A 16,664-nucleotide genomic window follows, 5' to 3' on the forward strand; every position below is an offset into this window, starting at 1 on the left:
CTCATGCTTCACCCTCTTCTGTTGTTTCTTCTTGGGCTTGGTCGTCTTGATCTTCTTCAGACAATAGGCTGCCTTGGCTTGGTTCTTTGGTGTGCACTACCGCTTCACCATCACGGATCAGACGCAGCTGCGCTTCACGCATATCATCGCCAACACGTACATCGGCACCAAAGCGGAATACTGCTTCACTGATGCTGAATTTACCGGTTTCACCGATGTTGATGATCATGCCTAGACGGCGTAGACGACGAAGTGACGTACGCACTTTTTCAAACAGCTTTTCTTTATCAAGGTCTGAACCAGTCGCACGGTTCGTTACTAGCTTCATCAGCTTATTTTCATCTGCTAGTGCAAGTAGTTCGTCGTAGAGCTCTTGGTTAGTGAAGATGCCTTCGTGCGCAAGACGCTCTGGGCTTAGGTAAAGGAAACACAGTACCTTACCCACCAGCATATCCAGTTCAGAAAGCACACTGCGGCCAATCAGAGATGTTGAACGTGGACGAAGGTAGAAGAAACCTTCTGGCGCTTTCACCAGTTCGGTGTTGTAGCGCTGGTAGAAAGAAGAAAGCTCAAGTTCGAAATCCGACAACAACGCGTGGTTGTCTAGATCTTCACTTGAGATATGACGCCCTGCTCGAAGCATGCTGTCTAGCGCTGGGAACAGAGGGTTAGAAATTGCTTTTGCCAGATTCTCTGACATGTATTCATTAGTATCGGTCGATGACATTCGCTTGTACCTTTGCCCCAAATTCGTTGATTGCTTTCCAGTCTGGCTGAACAGCTTGGTAGTCGGATTCTGAATAACCCAGACGTACCGCCTGATCAACGACAATTCGAGCTAAATCAAAGTGATGAGTGTGAGGATGCTGTGCAAGGTAATCTCGCAGAACCACGCTCAAGTCGATTGGTGCGCCTTGGTCTTTATGCGCTTTCAGCATGTCACCAATTCGCTCTGCCAACTCATCATTGACTTGTTGAAACTCTTCGTATTCTACTTCCATCGGAACTTGACCCGTTACCTCGTCATCACGCAGTACTAGGGCTTCATCGCGGAGGTCAGAAAGCCTTTCCGCATCTGCATAAGTCAGATACCAAGGCGCATCGAAGTAATCTTTGACGGATTGACGCAGACGCGAGCTAAACGCACGGTTCTTATCCATATCAATGGCAGTACGGATGAACTTGTGTACGTGTCGGTCGTAGCCAATCCAAAGATCGATCGCTTGCTGGCCCCAGCTTGTGATTCGGTCCAGTTTCATCTGCAGACCAAACAAAGCTTCTTCGATAAACTCAAGCTCAGGGTCACCATAAACAATTTCTTGGATGTCTAGGATCTGAGTTTGCAGTTCATCACTGGCAGCTTGCAGCGTATCTTGAAGTTCACGCAACGTGCTGGATGTTTCTGACAGAAGCGCTTCACAGTTGTTGATCGCTTCACGCCAGTCTTTGTTAAGCAGGTCTGCAATCTGTTGTTTAACAGACTGTTGCTGCTCATCCATCACACGTTGGTTGAGGTCAATTTGATCGAAGATTTCGCCTACAGAATATTTCAAGATCCCGTAAACGTTTTTCTTCCAGTGGCTTGGAGTGCCACCCTTCTTTGCCGCTTCAATCGCTTTCGCCATTTCATCCGCTACCATGGATAGCTGGATAGAAAGACGCAGTTTCGAGAACTCACGATGGCGCACGTAGTAGTCGGTTATCCCTATCGCTAATGGCGACAAGCGGTAAATGCTCGCTCCGTCAGTAATTTCACTGACAAAACGGCTAATGAGGCGCTGCTTAACCATCTCGTTGATGGCATTGTTCGCACGGAAAGCCGAAGCTTCACCCGTCTCATCAAAAAGTCGAGTGACGATGGCAAATGCGTCGTGCAATTCACCTTCACCCAATTCTTCATCGAACCTTTCATTACTTAGTACAGCGATGGCAATCAAAAACGCCAGTCGCTCAGTGGTCAGGTTCAACGAGAAATCGTGCTGCTTTACCCAGCCAACCAACTCATCGATTGGTTGCTCTGCAGCATTGAGAGTCATCTCACTCATCGTTATTCCTGTTTATCGTTCTTCTTAGCCCACACATGAATATAGCGGCCTAATGAGAGGTATGGCTCTTGTCGACAAAGTTGTTTTTCTAGCGCCAACACATCTTCAAACTCGTAATCGCCCATGTATTCCATATTGCCTATGTAATCACTGAATGAACGAATACCAGATTTTCCACAAATACTAAAACCAGAATCTTCTATCCATTGATAGACCTCTTCGGGTTTTAGGCCTTTTTGTGGCTGTAGTTTAAATCTTTTTCGGTGAGGCATGCCGTCTAAAACATGAGGAATGTTGCCACAAACCACATTTTTATAGACTAAGCCGTGGTGGTTATAGAACATAACCGAAGCGATGCCCCCCGGCTTGACCTGTTCCAAAACGGTTTCGAGTGCGGTTTTCGGGTCTACCAACCACTCCATGACAGCATGGAACATGACAAGGTCCACCTGCGCTTCCATGTGATCACCAATGGATTGGACAGGCGAATGAATCAGGCGATACTGCTCAAGCAAACCGTTTTTTTCAATATCCTGTTTCGCTAGTTGCAGCATTTCCGAAGATAGATCACATAAAGCGACATGATGTCCGAGCTTAGCAAGCTTTTGCGACATTTGTGCTAAACCACCACCAGCATCAAGGACTTGTAGAGCTTGATGGTCGGCGCCTAATTCACTTAGAATCTGTAGAAAATCTTCCCACACAATGATTTGACGGATCTCCCCTTTATCGGAGCCGTAAATATTTTTTGCAAATTTGTGGGCGATATCGTCGAAATTGCGGTCTTCTGTCACTTCTGCTGGGTTATCATATCGGATTGTGCCGCTATTCTGTCACAAGGAAAGCAGGAATAAAGAGGGTCAACCTCATTTTTATAATCAATTGATGTTTTTTCGGACTATTTTCGTATGTTTGAGCTGAAAAAAGTAATGTCTGCCTTGCTTATGCCACTTCCGGCATTGTTAATCATAGGCTTGTTAGGTCTTGCTCTCATTAGTTTTACCACAAAACGTAAAACTGGCTGCTTTGTTGTTCTATTCTCTTTCGTCGGCATTTTTCTTGTTGCCTTCCAACCTGTTTCAACCAAGCTGTTAATGCCTCTTGAGCGCGAGTACAAAGCGTTTTTACCTGTTTCTGGTACTGTTGACTATGTCATGGTGCTCGGTAACGGACATGTGGTGGACAATGAGATCCCACCCACTTCTCAATTAAGTCGCACAGCACTGATGCGACTCACCGAAGGCATTCGTATTTTGCGTATGTACCCAGGTGCAAAACTCATTCTGTCTGGCTACGCTGGCGGCTCTGAAATAAGCCATGCTCGTATGATGGCGAACGTTGCGCTTTCTCTTGGTGTAGCCAAATCCGATATCATTTTGTTGGAAGACGCGAAAGACACCTGGGAAGAAGCACGCCAAGCGGCAGCCTTCGTAAAACAAAAAGATATTGTGTTAGTGACTTCTGCTAGCCACATGAAACGTGCTTTGTATGAGTTCAACGCTGCGGGTATTAAACCAATCCCAGCACCAACGAACTTTATGGCGATTGATGACATCGAGCAGCCATGGCAGAAGTACGCACCAAAAGCACGCTACCTAGAGCAAACCGAACTCTACTGGCATGAATACCTTGGTGGGTTGTGGCAAAAGCTGCGCGACAACGTCGGTCAAACACCAATGGTTGAAATGGAAGATCCTGAAATATTGCAGCCATAGAAACAGCGTTTAATCGCTAGCAAGCTTCTTACGCTAGATTGCGCTACAAAAATGACAGACACAAAAAAGGAGAGCCAGTGCTCTCCTTTTTCTTTACTGCAATGATTTAGTCACCAGCGAACATGTAGCCTTCACCGTGAACCGTCACAAAGATTTGTGGGTTCTTAGGATCAAACTCCATCTTAGCTCGCATGCGGCGAATCAAAACGTCGATAGTACGATCGTTTGGCGCATCCACTCGGTGGCTAATCATATTCAAAATACGCTCACGGCTAAGTACCTGATTTGGGTAAGAAGACAATGCAACTAACAGCTCATATTCTGCTTTCGTTAGTTTCACTGGCTCACCATTACGGCTTAGAGCACGACGTTGAATATCAAACGTCCACTCACCGAAGCGCACAATGTGTTCTTCATTAGTGTCGCTGGCTGCTTTTTGAGAACCGTTGCGAGCCGCAGAGATGCGCCACAGCAAGTTCTTAACGCGAACCAGTAATTCCCTTAGTTCAAAAGGCTTTGTCACATAATCGTCTGCGCCCATTTCTAGGCCAACGATTTTGTCAATGCTATCCGTGCGTCCTGTCACTAATATGATGCCGATATCTGATTGGCTGCGTAATTCACGCGTAAGCATCAGGCCGTCTTCGCCGGGCAAGTTAATATCCAGCATAATTAAATCTACATCGCCACCTTGCAGCACTTCACGCATCTCTGCGCCACTTTCTGCTTCACTGACTTTGTAGCCTTCGTTTTGGAAATAGCCCGCAAGCTTACTACGAGTTACAACATCATCTTCTACGACTAATACGTGATAGCTCATTTACACCACTTTCTGTCTTTTTTATTATCCAAGACGTATTCTATTCATAACTAGTAACATTTCTAGTCGTAGAACCATTAAAATGCAAGATTTTGCGATTTTATTGATTCAAAGCAAGCTTATTTACGGCCATACATAACTACGAATATTTTCCCACAAAGCATAACAATTATAGTTACTGCTATTCATCTTAATTGTTTACACTTAAGGGAGAATCATTCAGGAGCAAAAAAATGCAAGAAGTGAAAGCTTTTAACGAAAAACGCGCCGAGATCTATTGGTGGTTTTCTAGCCTGTTCGCAAAAGAGCTGACAGAAAACGAATTGGAAACCTACCACAGTGTTGAAATTCGAAGCTTTTTAGCCGGCCTTGGTGAAAATGAATCACTGAAACCAGCCGTTGATACCCTTGTTGATGCACTCAACCGCCTACAAGATCGTGAAGACGCTCAGCTAGAATTAGCTGCAGACTTCTGCGAACTTTTCCTTAAAACAGAAAAACACGGCGCACTGCCTTACGCCTCTATGTACATCGGTAAATCTGGCCTGCTAAATGATAAACCAGCAGAAGAGATGGAAAAGCTGATGGCTGATTTTGGCGTGCAGGTAGACGAAAACCTTAAAGAACCAGCCGACCACTTAGCGGTAGAGCTGGATTTCTTAGGCAACATGATCATTCGCTCAAACGAACTAGAGCAAGAAAAGCATATGGAAGAAGCGTTCGAGAAACAGAACGAATTCATCCAGCAGCACCTTATGACTTGGTTGCCTCAGTTTGCTGCTAAATGTAAGCAATTCGATGAATTTGGCTTCTATGTTAGCGTTGCGCAACTATTAATTGCATTCTGTAAACTGGACAGCACCTACCTTCTTGGTGAATAATTGCCGCCTATTTTAGGGAGCCTGCTATTTAGGCTCCCTATTTTATTCGTTTATTTTTAATCTGGCTCAGAGAAACCCAACAAATTTAGCCGTTAAAATGTGACCTCAAAGGCACAAAACAACCGCTGAAAATATTGCCAGCCTGCCCACATCAGTCTAAAATGTGAGCGCAAACGATTAAATATGATTTATATGTAAACCGCTGAAATATAGCGGTTTTTGTGTTTTCTTAACATGATTGCTGACCTATTTCTCATTTATGTAAGACAGGAATAGGCGTTTCAGCAACAAATGTTGCTACAAACCTTTTTATACCGATTTCGGAACAACCGCTGCCAAATATCTCAGCAATGCCCTTTCTGCAGTTGCTCGGTTTGCGCAAGACCCTAAGCGTATGGTTGTCTTCACTACGGTATTCAGTAGCTCGATACAGGACATCATTTATGGCCACTATTAAAGACGTTGCTCGCTTAGCCGGCGTTTCTACCACAACAGTTTCGCACGTAATTAACAAAACTCGCTTTGTTGCAGAGACCACTCAAGAAAAAGTAATGAAAGCAGTGGATGAGCTCAATTACGCGCCAAGTGCTGTTGCTCGTAGTTTGAAATGCAACTCTACTCGTACTATCGGTATGTTAGTTACTCAATCAACCAACCTATTCTTCTCTGAAGTGATCGATGGTGTTGAAAGCTACTGTTACCGTCAAGGTTACACACTGATCTTATGTAACACTGGTGGTATCTACGAGAAACAACGTGACTACATCCGCATGCTTGCTGAGAAACGCGTAGACGGCATCCTAGTAATGTGTTCTGACCTTACGGAAGAGCTAAAAGAGATGCTTGATCGCCATTCAGACATTCCTAAAGTGGTAATGGACTGGGGCCCAGAAAGCTCACAGGCAGATAAGATCATTGATAACTCAGAAGAAGGCGGTTACATCGCGACGAAATACCTGATCGACAACGGTCATACTGACATCGCATGTTTGAGTGGCCACTTTGAAAAGGCAGCGTGCCAAGAGCGTATCTCAGGCTACCGTCGTGCAATGGCTGAAGCAAATCTTGCAGTAAACGAAGATTGGGTTCTTGAAGGTAACTTCGAGTGTGATACAGCAGTACTTGCTGCAGACAACATCACTGCAATGGAAAAACGCCCAACTGCTGTATTCTGCTTTAACGACACAATGGCGTTAGGTTTGATGAGCCGTCTACAACAAAACGGCATCAAAGTACCAGATGACATCTCCGTTATCGGCTACGACAACATTGAGCTTGCTGAGTACTTCTCACCGCCGCTAACAACGATCCACCAACCGAAACGTCGTGTGGGTAAAAACGCGTTTGAAATTCTACTAGAGCGCATCAAAGATAAAGAGCACGAAAAGCGCGTGTTTGAGATGCAGCCAGAGATCGTAGTTCGTAATACAGTTAAGAAATTGAACTAATTCCACCTCAGTTTTTTATAAAGCGCTCTTAGGGGCGCTTTTTTATTGCGTAAAATAACTTTTTTGAAACATTCGACATCGCTTATACAATCAAAAGCTAAGATAAGTTGCTGTTTTAACTCACTTGTAGCCCATTTCCTACATCAAGCTTTAGTGTGACAAGTAGACAGCCTAAAATATGAAACTAAACACATCAAAATGGCACTATTAACTGAACCAAGATCACACTTTGGTATTTGAAACGTGATGTTAATTCAATATACGAAGTATTCTCAAATGGTCACGCACAGGGCAAACCATTCGAAAGGGTGGGACGCAAAGCCTCCGGCCTGAACCATCGAATTAGATGGAAGGTAGCGGGGTTACCGATGGCAAATATGCATTAAGTGAGTTTACCCTTTAATGACATTGTGTCTGCATGCATTTGCTAATCTCTCGGACCTGATTTTTGGTGGCGTAATATTAATTACACCGAGATAACACACCATGGATAAACCGATACTCAAAGACTCAATGAAGCTGTTTGAGGCACTTGGTAATATCAAGTCGCGCTCAATGTTTGGCGGCTTCGGGCTCTTCGCCGATGAAACGATGTTTGCGCTAGTAGTAAACAACCAACTTCACATTCGAGCTGACCGACAAACATCTTCTGACTTCGAGACTCAAGGACTAAAACCGTACGTCTACAAGAAACGTGGTTTCCCAGTTGTTACGAAATACTATGCGATTTCTGATGATCTATGGGATTCAACCGATCGCTTGATTGAAGTTGCAAAGCAATCTCTAGAGACCGCTAAGCAAGAGAAAAAGCAACAAGCGAGCACCAAACCTAACCGATTGAAAGACCTTCCGAACCTTCGCCTAGCAACTGAACGTATGTTGAAGAAAGCAGGCATTGACTCTGTCGAGCAACTAGAAGAAGAAGGTGCCTTAAACGCTTACAAAGCAATCCAAGATACGCATGCCTCAAAGGTAAGCCTTGAGTTGTTGTGGGCACTAGAGGGCGCAATCAACGGTACACATTGGAGCGTCGTACCTCAGTCTCGCCGAGAAGAATTGATGAGTGCTCTCCCGTAGCGCGTTCATATCAGTATGACATTGAGTAAAAGCCGCAGTTTTCACGCTGCGGTTTTTTTTGAAATTTTTTCTTATTCCATTCTGTCTTATTATTTAAGAAGCCAAACGGAGCAATTGATATGAATAAGAAACTGATTTTAGGACTGATCCTAGTCGCGACCATCCTCTTTTTAGGTGTAAACTTTGGCCAATACCTAACCCTAGAAAATGCAAAAGCACAGCAAGAGGCGTTAAATAGCTTTATTGACCAAAACTTCATATACGCCGCCGCGACCTATTTCTTTGCTTATATCGCCATCACTGCGTTTTCGATTCCAGGCGCAGCTGTCGTTACCCTGCTCGGTGCTGCCTTGTTTGGTTTTTGGACTAGCTTATTGTTGGTTTCTTTTGCCAGCACCATCGGCGCTACGATTGCTTTCTTGAGTAGCCGTTACCTATTGAGAGAATGGGTACAAAGCAAGTTTGGGAGTAAACTGAGTGCGATTAACCAAGGCGTTGAAAAAGATGGTGCCTTTTACCTGTTTTCTCTGCGCTTGATTCCTGTTTTTCCGTTTTTCCTTATCAACTTATTGATGGGGTTAACACCGATGACCATTGCGCGTTTTTACTTAACCAGCCAAATCGGTATGCTACCTGGCACTGCCGTGTATTTAAACGCTGGTACTCAGCTCGCCACCATTGATAGCCTATCAGGTATTGTGTCGCCGACCGTATTAGCGTCATTTGCGTTACTTGGTTTGTTCCCAATCATCGCAAAATGGGTTATGAATAAAGTTCGCCCTGCTCAAGTACAAAATGGAAACGCTTAATGAAAATATACGTCGCCAAGAATCCTGCTGAAGCTCATATCGTTTGCGAGCTTCTCAAGACCGAACAGATAGCTTGTGAAGTAAGAGGTGAGGGAATGTTTGGCTTGAAAGGCGAACTGCCATTTGGCGATGATACAGACCCGTATGTTTGGCTTTTACATCCGGAGCAAGAGTTGAAAGCGTCAGCCATTGTTGAAGATTATCGACAACAAGCGGACCGAACTTATCAAGATTGGCAATGCCCACAATGTTCAGAACAAAATGAAGGTCAGTTTGGGGCATGCTGGCAATGTGGATATCAAATAGGGGAGCCATAGTGGCTCCCCTACTCTTTGGGTCTGACTGAGAAATCTATTAAGCCGCTAGACTTTGCTGCTTAATGAACTCGATAGAATGCTGGTTAAAGTCGTCTGGTCTTTCCACATTACACACGTGTCCACAATCAGGAATTTCGCGCAAGACGCTGAGCTTATGTACCGCAACCATCTCTTTGACAGGTTTAATGAACATATAATCTCTGTCCCCCATCAAGTATAGGGTTGGGATTGGAAGCTCACGATCTTTAAAATATCGCATCAACGGGTTCACATCCGCAGCCAAAATAAACCAACGTTTGAATTCTTTCTGGCACAGCTTCTTTGCTTCGCGAATAAATAAATGTCGCGATTCACGTTGGTTCTTCTGTGGCATCACAATGTAAGCAAATAACTTATATAGCCACATGTATGGCAGGATGTGCTTACCGAGGTTACCAAGTCTCACTAGGATTTGAGAGCGTGTATTCAAACGTGTCACCGCCCCGCCAAGAACCATAGAGCGTACGCGTTCTGAAGCCAGCTCGGCAAGGTTACGAACAATGATGGTCCCCAGAGACATACCAACAAAGTGCGCGGACTGAATCTTAAGGTGATCTAGGACTTTTAAAATATCTTGGGTGACTGCCGTAAAGGTATAACGGCTTGTCATCAACTCTTTAAGCAGTTGATTGGATTTTCCGTGTCCTCGAAGATCAATCAGCAATAAGTTGAAATGCTGCTTATAAGCCTTGATCTGTTTAAACCATATCGAAGAACTGCCACCAGCACCATGAACGAAAACGACCCACTCTTTACTAGTAGGGTGTAAATAGGTTTTGTGGAATAAAAGTGGCTGAGTCATGTATCAGTATGAAAAACATTCTTTGTGAACAGGAATAAATAAATCCTAACACACTCTATTAGGACAAGAGTAATAAAGGCACCTAATTCGGTGCCTTTCGTTACACTTTCTAAAAATTTTGCGTCAATTTAACGCAGCTCTATACAGTTGCAAATACTCTTCAGCCGCTTTGCGCCAACAAAAGTCTTTTTGCATAGCATGCAGTTGTACTCGCCTTACTTCGTTCACATTTTGTGCATACAGCAATAATGCTCGTAGCATGGTAAGCAACAATCCTTGTGGCGTCGGCTCATAAAAAACAAAACCCGTTGCGTCTGTTGGGTCCACGTCGTAGTCATTCACGCTATCTTTTAAGCCCCCTACCCCACGAACGATAGGCAAAGTGCCATAAGCCATGCTGTAGATTTGGTTCAAACCACAAGGTTCAAACTCAGAAGGCATTAAGAAGAAATCTGAACCGGCCTCAACCAAGTGCGCGAGCTCGTTGTTATAAGCTTCAACAAAAACAAACTTATTCGAAAACTGTGCGGCAACATCTCGTAACTGCGCAGCCAGAATAGGATCGCCAGTACCAACCACAACAAGCTGAACATCGTGTTTTAGAAAATCAGCCAATGCCGGCAAGAGATAATGAACCCCTTTTTGCTGTGTCAGACGGCACACCATACCAAACATGGCACAATCGGACGCTTCAAGACCCAGTTGTTCTTGCAGCGCCTTCTTACATGCGTTTTTACCACGAACCATACTTTGTCGATTCGCTTTGTAGTTTAGCGGTAAACTCGAATCGGTTTCTGGGTTCCAAGTGCCGTAATCGCAGCCATTAAGAATACCAACCAAATCTCCAGCACGTCGCTGAAATTCCCAAGCCATACCATGGCTTCCCAGCTCAGTTTTAAGCTCTTCTGCATAAGTTGGACTGACCGCATTGATTTTATCTGCGTTCATCACTCCCGCTTTAAGCATGGTGATGTGCGTAGCGCTTACCGCTGCGTCTGGTACATTTTGGGAATGAAACTCAGGAAGACACTGAACATCGTCATAGCTAAATACCCCTTTGAATACTGCATTATGGATAGAGATAACGCTGCGAGTATTCGCAAAGAAAGCGTCGTGACCGTAACGATGTTTTAGCAAGAATGGGACTAACCCAGTATGCCAATCATTGGCATGTACAATATCTGGTTGAAAACCAAGCTTAGGTAACATATCAAGGCAAGCAGCGCTGAAAAAAGCAAAGCGCTCGCCGTTGTCGGTATAAGCCTGGTTATTTTCCGCATACATGGAAGGACGATTGAAATACGGAGGGCAATCAATCAAGTAAACTGGATTGTCGCCGAGCGTTAGCTTTAGGACACGGTAAGCGGTATGAGGCCAACTCGTTAGCTCTGTCTCAAGAACGGTTTCCGCCTCTGATAACTGCTCAATGCCGGTATAGGCTGGTATAGAAATTCGTACATCTTGCTGAAGATTTTGAAGGGCTTCCGGCAGTGCCTTGGCTACATCAGCCAAGCCACCACTCTTGATCAGTCCTTCGACTTCAGACGCTACAAACAGAACAGACAAATTGTTAGTAGCCAACACGTGCTCCTTTTGGAATTACAACAATGCCATCATCTGACACATGGTAGTGTTTCTTATCTTCTTGTAGATTTACACCAATTTGCGTACCCGGTGCAATATCCGCATCTTTATCTACAATCACGCGACGAAGTACACAACCTTCTCCAACTTTCACGTCACCAAGCAAAATACATTGGCTAATGTCACACGCAGAAGCGATGTTGCTGCGGAAGCCAAGTACCGATTTTTCGATACGAGAGCCACGCACGTAGCTGCCGTTACATACTAAGCTGTCGATGATCTGAACTCGACCATTGTCAGAGTCCGTAAATGTCGCAGGTGGCAATGGTGGGTAGTAAGTGTGCAGTGGCCATTTGCGGTTGTATAGAGAGAACGCTGCGTCTTTCTCAAGCAGGTCCATATGAGCTTGCCAGTACGCGTCAATCGTACCTACATCGCGCCAGTAAACTTCTTCTTTCTCGCCAGTAATGCGGTTAGTACTGAAGTCGTAAACAAACACATCACCACGTGGGAACATCTTTGGAATGATGTCTTTACCGAAGTCATGAGAAGAAGCTTCATTGTCCGCATCTTCAATCAGCTCAGCAAATAGCGTCTGAGCTTCAAATACGTAGTTCCCCATCGAAACCAACGCATGATCTGGGTCGCCAGGAATAGATTTCGGGTTTGCTGGTTTCTCTTCAAAGCCGATCATTCGGCCTTCGTTATCGACTTCAATAACACCAAATTGAGAAGCTTCAGATAACGGCATTCTAAGTGCTGAAACCGTTAGTGATGCCTCTTTCTCTTGGTGGAAAGCCAACATCTGCTTGATGTCCATTTTATAAATATGGTCTGAACCAAAGATACAAACTTGATCCGGTTCCGCCAATTCCATAAAACGTAGGTTTTGGTAAATAGCATCCGCTGTACCTTCATACCAACGCTTACCCGTGCGCATTTGCGCAGGAATTGGGTCGATAAAACGGTCGGTAATGCCGTTGATGTTCCAACCCTTTTTCAAGTGGTGGAATAGAGATTGAGATTTGAATTGAGTAAGAACGTAAATGCGCATGAGATCCGCATTCACAAAGTTATTCAGAGCGAAATCAATAAGTCGGTAGCTCCCGCCAAAAGGGACCGAAGGTTTACTGCGGGATTCCGTTAAAGGTCTCAAGCGAGAGCCTTCACCGCCAGCAAGAATCATTCCCAAAACACCAGCCATTCGTTGTTCTCCATATATAGTTATAGCTTGGAACTGGTACTCGCTTGATATGAGCAGAACTCGGGGAGTCAAGCGAATACGTTAATACATTCGCACTGACAAGTTTCTTTGAACCCTCACAGCACGAACTAAAAAAGCTATTGCACATCCTCGTACGCCAGCACCTTAGTTATTCTTTATTTTTGGCGCTAAATAACAGCATACAGTTGCATTATTTGTGTAATAAGTTATCGGACTGGAACTAAATTACAATTTAAAATATGCCATTCCGTGTCATATACAGATGTTGCTTACTCAATACGGTATCTTGATCACACATCAGAGCGCAAACGATTACATTGTGAAAACAATTTACAAACCGATTAACTACACAAGTGCAGTTTTGCGACAGGATACGATGAAACTATGACCGTTCGATGAAAACAAAATGGAGAAAACTTGAAGGGAAAAGCATTGGTGAAATGAATGATTTATAAAGTAGCAGATAAAAAATAAGGCAGCGAATTCGCTGCCTTATCCATTTAAACTTGATGTTTAAGCTTTTGCTTTTTTGCGCTTATCTGTGATTTCCCACTTACCGTCAACAAACAAAGCAGTCCAACCACTTGGTTTGCCATTGTCTTCAGTACGCACGTAGTTTTCTTTGCTCTTACGGCTAAAGCGAACCACTGCAGGGCGACCATCTGGATCCGCTGCTGGCGCTGTCGTTAGGTACTTAAACTTCTCTGGAAGACGTTCTTCGAAGCGAGCAAGTTCAGACACCAACGGAGCACGAGTTTCACGTGATTTAGGGAAGTTGCTTGCTGCCATAAATAGGCCAGAAGCACCATCACGCAGAACAAAGTAAGCGTCCGAGTTTTCACATGGCAGTTCAGGGAAATGGACTGGGTCTTCCTTCGGTGGCGCAACTTCGCCATTCTTCAGAATCTTACGAGTGTTCTTACACGTCTCACTCGTACAGTCCATGTATTTACCGAAGCGACCGTTTTTAAGCACCATGTCAGAACCACACTTGTCACACTCAACAACTGGGCCATCGTAGCCTTTCACTTTGAACTCGCCGTGTTCAACGATGTAGCCTTCACAGTTCGGGTTGTTACCACAAACGTGCATCTTACGCTTATCGTCGATCAGGTATGCATCCATCGCTGTTTCACAGATAGGACAACGCTTCTTCGCACGCAGTGCTGCAGTTTCCACATCTTCTTCTAGAACATTGATAATGCCATCTTCGTCACCTAAGTTAATCGTTGTCTTACAACGCTCTTTAGGTGGCAATGCGTAACCAGAACAGCCAAGGAACACACCCGTAGATGCAGTACGAATACCCATTGGACGGCTACAGGTTGGACACTCAATATCTGTCATCACAATGTGATTCAGCTTCATGCCACCTTCGTTTTCGTCCTGTTCCGCTTTCTCAAGATCGCCAGTAAAATCAGTGAAGAAGTTGTCTAGGACATCTTTCCACATCACATCACCTTCGGCGATTTGGTCAAGCTTCTGTTCCATACGAGCCGTGAAGTCGTAGTTCATTAGGTCGTTAAAGCTGTCATCTAGGCGGTCCGTAACGATCTCGCCCATCTTCTCTGCATAGAAACGACGCTGTTCAACTTTCACGTAACCGCGATCTTGGATCGTAGAGATGATTGAAGCGTAAGTTGAAGGACGACCAATGCCGCGCTTCTCAAGCTCTTTAACCAATGCCGCTTCTGTAAAACGTGCAGGTGGCTTAGTAAAGTGCTGTTTAGGCTCTAATGACTCTAAGTCTAGCTTTTCGCCTAGCTGAACAGCTGGAAGAATCGTATCTTCGTTTTTACCCATTGGGCGTTGTACGCGAGTCCAACCGTCAAACTTAAGGATACGGCCTTTCGCTTTTAGCGTGTATTCTGCCGCTTTCACACTGATTGTTGTTGAATCGTATTCTGCTGGCGTCATTTGACAAGCAACGAACTGATTCCAGATCAATGAGTAAAGTTTGTGTGCGTCCGCATCAACACCTTGTAGATCTTCTGATTTCACAGAAACATCGGAAGGACGAATCGCTTCGTGCGCTTCTTGTGCGCCCTCTTTGCTACCGTATGTTAGCGGTTTAGCAGGAAGGTACTTGTCACCATACTCAGAGCCGATGAATCCACGAACCGCATCTACAGCTTCCGCACTCAAGTTAGTTGAGTCGGTACGCATATAGGTGATGTAACCCGCTTCATACAAACGTTGAGCGAGCATCATTGTCTTCTTAACGCCGTAGCCAAGACGAGTACTTGCCGCTTGTTGCAGTGTTGAAGTGATGTAAGGAGCAGACGGCTTACTCTTTGTTGGGCGGTCTTCACGCTTACAAACTTCGTAGCTCGCTTTTTCCAGTACCGAAAGCGCTGCTTTGGTCTCTGCCTCGTTGACTGGCTTAAACGCAACGCCATCTTTTTGTGCAACAAGCAGTTTGAATGCGGTCTTGTCTTTGGTGTACGTATTCGCGTTGATATCCCAGAACTCTTCTGGAATGAAAGCGTTGATTTCACGCTCACGCTCAACCAATAGCTTCACCGCTACTGATTGTACGCGACCTGCTGAAAGACCACGCGCAACTTTCTTCCATAGCAATGGAGAAACCATGAAACCTACTACTCGGTCCATGAATCGACGTGCTTGCTGTGCGTTAACACCGTCCATGTTTAGCTCGCCAGGTGTCTGGAAAGCTTGTTGGATAGCATTCTTAGTGATCTCGTTAAACACTACGCGCTTGTATCGCTCTTCATCGCCACCGATGATCTCACGAAGGTGCCATGCGATTGCTTCCCCCTCGCGGTCCAAATCGGTTGCGAGGTAAACGTAATCAGCGTCTTTGGCTAATTTTTGCAGTTCGCTTACGACTTTTTCTTTGCCTGGAAGGATTTGGTAATTCGCATCCCAGTCATGATATGGGTTAATCCCCATTTTTTTGATTAGCGCTTTGCGGTCTTTTTCTTTTTTGACACGCGCTTTCTCTTCCGGGCTCATTCCTTTTGTAGAAATGGCAGCGGCTTTTTTCTCACCAGTGCTTTGACCGGCCGTAGGCAGATCACGCACGTGACCAACACTAGACTTAACAATAAAGTCTTTACCAAGATATTTATTTATCGTCTTAGCCTTGGCTGGTGACTCCACTATAACGAGCGATTTACCCATAACTGACTCTAACGTCCTTCATAATAATGCGGGTAACTGCCCCCTAAGGAAGCTACCCGCATAATGTTCTATTTCATTGCTTCTTTTTTTACTATTGTGCGAGATGAAAAGAAGATCAACTGCTTTTTTGAAATTCAGATCCGATTGGTTGACAATTCATCGCCTTTGCACTTTGACGAGGCAGGGTTCTGAAAAAGGTCTTGAGCGGCATATACTAAGCAGGCAAAGATTCCTCTCGCTAGTCGAATTCAATAAATTTTGTCTCACATCACAAAATATTTTTTCTTTCACGATCAGAACGTAACCTTAGATTAGACCGTAAAATAGCCACTGCATGCATATACCAATAACGCCTCTATATAAATGTATACCGGTATAAAAGCGTAAACACGCAATCAGAGATTTAGGCATGCAAACCCATGACAATTGTGGGTATACTGCACTCACTTAAGTTTCATTGAATGACGAGAGCGTTATGTCTGATAGAAAATACATTGAAGAATTCGACCTTCTTTTAATCGCAAACCAAATCATCCAAGAGCACGATGACTACATCGATGGTATGCGTGCGACGAGCGTAGAAGAAAAAGACGATGTATTGGTATTTAAAGGTGAGTACTTCCTCGATGAGAAAGGTCTACCGACCACTAATACAACAGCAGTATTCAATATGTTCAAATACCTAGCGCACCACCTTTCAAAAGAGTTCACATTGAACAAGTAAGCGCTTCAAATTCAATAAAAAAGCCAGAGTTCTC

15 protein-coding genes and 1 riboswitch are annotated in these 16,664 nt (G+C 44.5%); of the genes, 7 read left to right on the forward strand and 8 right to left on the reverse strand.

From position 1 onward, the window contains the following. Window position 1: 1 nt before the first annotated feature. From mukE to cmoM, 3 genes are read right to left on the reverse strand one after another with little or no spacing between them, the layout of a single operon-like run. A complete protein-coding gene (mukE, locus tag KIO97_RS24720) occupies window positions 2–727 on the reverse strand; it encodes a chromosome partition protein MukE (RefSeq protein WP_005532796.1) in 726 nt (241 codons plus the stop codon). After that, a complete protein-coding gene (mukF, locus tag KIO97_RS24725) occupies window positions 708–2,045 on the reverse strand; it encodes a chromosome partition protein MukF (RefSeq protein ID WP_285384233.1) in 1,338 nt (445 codons plus the stop codon). The genes mukE and mukF overlap by 20 nt, the downstream gene beginning before the upstream one ends. A 2-nt stretch (window positions 2,046–2,047) precedes the next feature. Then, window positions 2,048–2,839 carry a tRNA uridine 5-oxyacetic acid(34) methyltransferase CmoM gene (cmoM, locus tag KIO97_RS24730; protein ID WP_005532800.1) on the reverse strand — a complete coding sequence of 264 codons (792 nt, stop codon included), beginning with the start codon at window positions 2,837–2,839 and terminating at the stop codon, window positions 2,048–2,050. 114 nt (window positions 2,840–2,953) lie between these two features. Between cmoM and elyC the strand changes: the two genes are divergently transcribed. Beyond that, entirely contained in the window at window positions 2,954–3,760 is an 807-nt protein-coding gene (gene elyC / locus KIO97_RS24735; protein ID WP_005426158.1) for an envelope biogenesis factor ElyC, read from the forward strand. Between the two features lie 106 nt (window positions 3,761–3,866). Here elyC and torR read toward each other — a convergent pair whose 3' ends face one another. Continuing rightward, window positions 3,867–4,580 carry a two-component system response regulator TorR gene (torR, locus tag KIO97_RS24740; protein ID WP_005426192.1) on the reverse strand — a complete coding sequence of 238 codons (714 nt, stop codon included), beginning with the start codon at window positions 4,578–4,580 and terminating at the stop codon, window positions 3,867–3,869. 233 nt (window positions 4,581–4,813) lie between these two features. On the opposite strand from torR, the gene torD reads away from it, so the two are divergent. The 5 genes from torD to KIO97_RS24765 all read left to right on the forward strand — a co-directional run bounded on the left by torD (window position 4,814) and on the right by KIO97_RS24765 (window position 9,112). Beyond that, a complete protein-coding gene (gene torD / locus KIO97_RS24745; RefSeq protein WP_005426309.1) occupies window positions 4,814–5,461 on the forward strand; it encodes a molecular chaperone TorD in 648 nt (215 codons plus the stop codon). A 443-nt stretch (window positions 5,462–5,904) separates the two neighbouring features. Continuing rightward, window positions 5,905–6,909 carry an HTH-type transcriptional repressor PurR gene (gene purR / locus KIO97_RS24750; protein ID WP_240304562.1) on the forward strand — a complete coding sequence of 335 codons (1,005 nt, stop codon included), beginning with the start codon at window positions 5,905–5,907 and terminating at the stop codon, window positions 6,907–6,909. 280 nt (window positions 6,910–7,189) lie between these two features. Further along, window positions 7,190–7,279: riboswitch (cyclic di-GMP riboswitch) on the forward strand. A 116-nt stretch (window positions 7,280–7,395) separates the two neighbouring features. Next, window positions 7,396–7,986 (forward strand): TfoX/Sxy family DNA transformation protein, encoded by a 591-nt coding sequence (locus KIO97_RS24755; protein WP_285384234.1) that lies wholly within the window; start codon window positions 7,396–7,398, stop codon window positions 7,984–7,986. A gap of 119 nt (window positions 7,987–8,105) precedes the next feature. Beyond that, entirely contained in the window at window positions 8,106–8,795 is a 690-nt protein-coding gene (locus tag KIO97_RS24760) for a TVP38/TMEM64 family protein (protein ID WP_005426239.1), read from the forward strand. Then, window positions 8,795–9,112 (forward strand): putative signal transducing protein, encoded by a 318-nt coding sequence (locus KIO97_RS24765; protein WP_010645812.1) that lies wholly within the window; start codon window positions 8,795–8,797, stop codon window positions 9,110–9,112. Before KIO97_RS24760 ends, KIO97_RS24765 begins: the two co-directional genes overlap by 1 nt. Before the next feature lie 37 nt (window positions 9,113–9,149). Here KIO97_RS24765 and KIO97_RS24770 read toward each other — a convergent pair whose 3' ends face one another. The 4 genes from KIO97_RS24770 to topA all read right to left on the reverse strand — a co-directional run bounded on the left by KIO97_RS24770 (window position 9,150) and on the right by topA (window position 15,906). Continuing rightward, window positions 9,150–9,953, reverse strand: coding sequence for an alpha/beta fold hydrolase (locus tag KIO97_RS24770; protein ID WP_038889183.1), 804 nt, complete (start codon window positions 9,951–9,953; stop codon window positions 9,150–9,152). Between the two features lie 123 nt (window positions 9,954–10,076). After that, complete coding sequence (gene glgA, locus KIO97_RS24775) at window positions 10,077–11,534, reverse strand: glycogen synthase GlgA (RefSeq protein WP_285384235.1); 1,458 nt, start codon at window positions 11,532–11,534, stop codon at window positions 10,077–10,079. Further along, window positions 11,524–12,741, reverse strand: coding sequence for a glucose-1-phosphate adenylyltransferase (gene glgC / locus KIO97_RS24780; RefSeq protein ID WP_045377884.1), 1,218 nt, complete (start codon window positions 12,739–12,741; stop codon window positions 11,524–11,526). Before glgC ends, glgA begins: the two co-directional genes overlap by 11 nt. 534 nt (window positions 12,742–13,275) lie before the next feature. Then, window positions 13,276–15,906, reverse strand: a complete 2,631-nt coding sequence (gene topA, locus KIO97_RS24785; protein ID WP_285384236.1) for a type I DNA topoisomerase — start codon at window positions 15,904–15,906, stop codon at window positions 13,276–13,278. A 475-nt stretch (window positions 15,907–16,381) separates the two neighbouring features. On the opposite strand from topA, the gene KIO97_RS24790 reads away from it, so the two are divergent. Then, complete coding sequence (locus KIO97_RS24790; RefSeq protein ID WP_005426324.1) at window positions 16,382–16,630, forward strand: YciN family protein; 249 nt, start codon at window positions 16,382–16,384, stop codon at window positions 16,628–16,630. Window positions 16,631–16,664: the final 34 nt, after the last annotated feature.

The sequence above is a fragment of the Vibrio sp. B181a genome, from assembly GCF_030248375.1.
GTDB lineage: Bacteria > Pseudomonadota > Gammaproteobacteria > Enterobacterales > Vibrionaceae > Vibrio > Vibrio campbellii.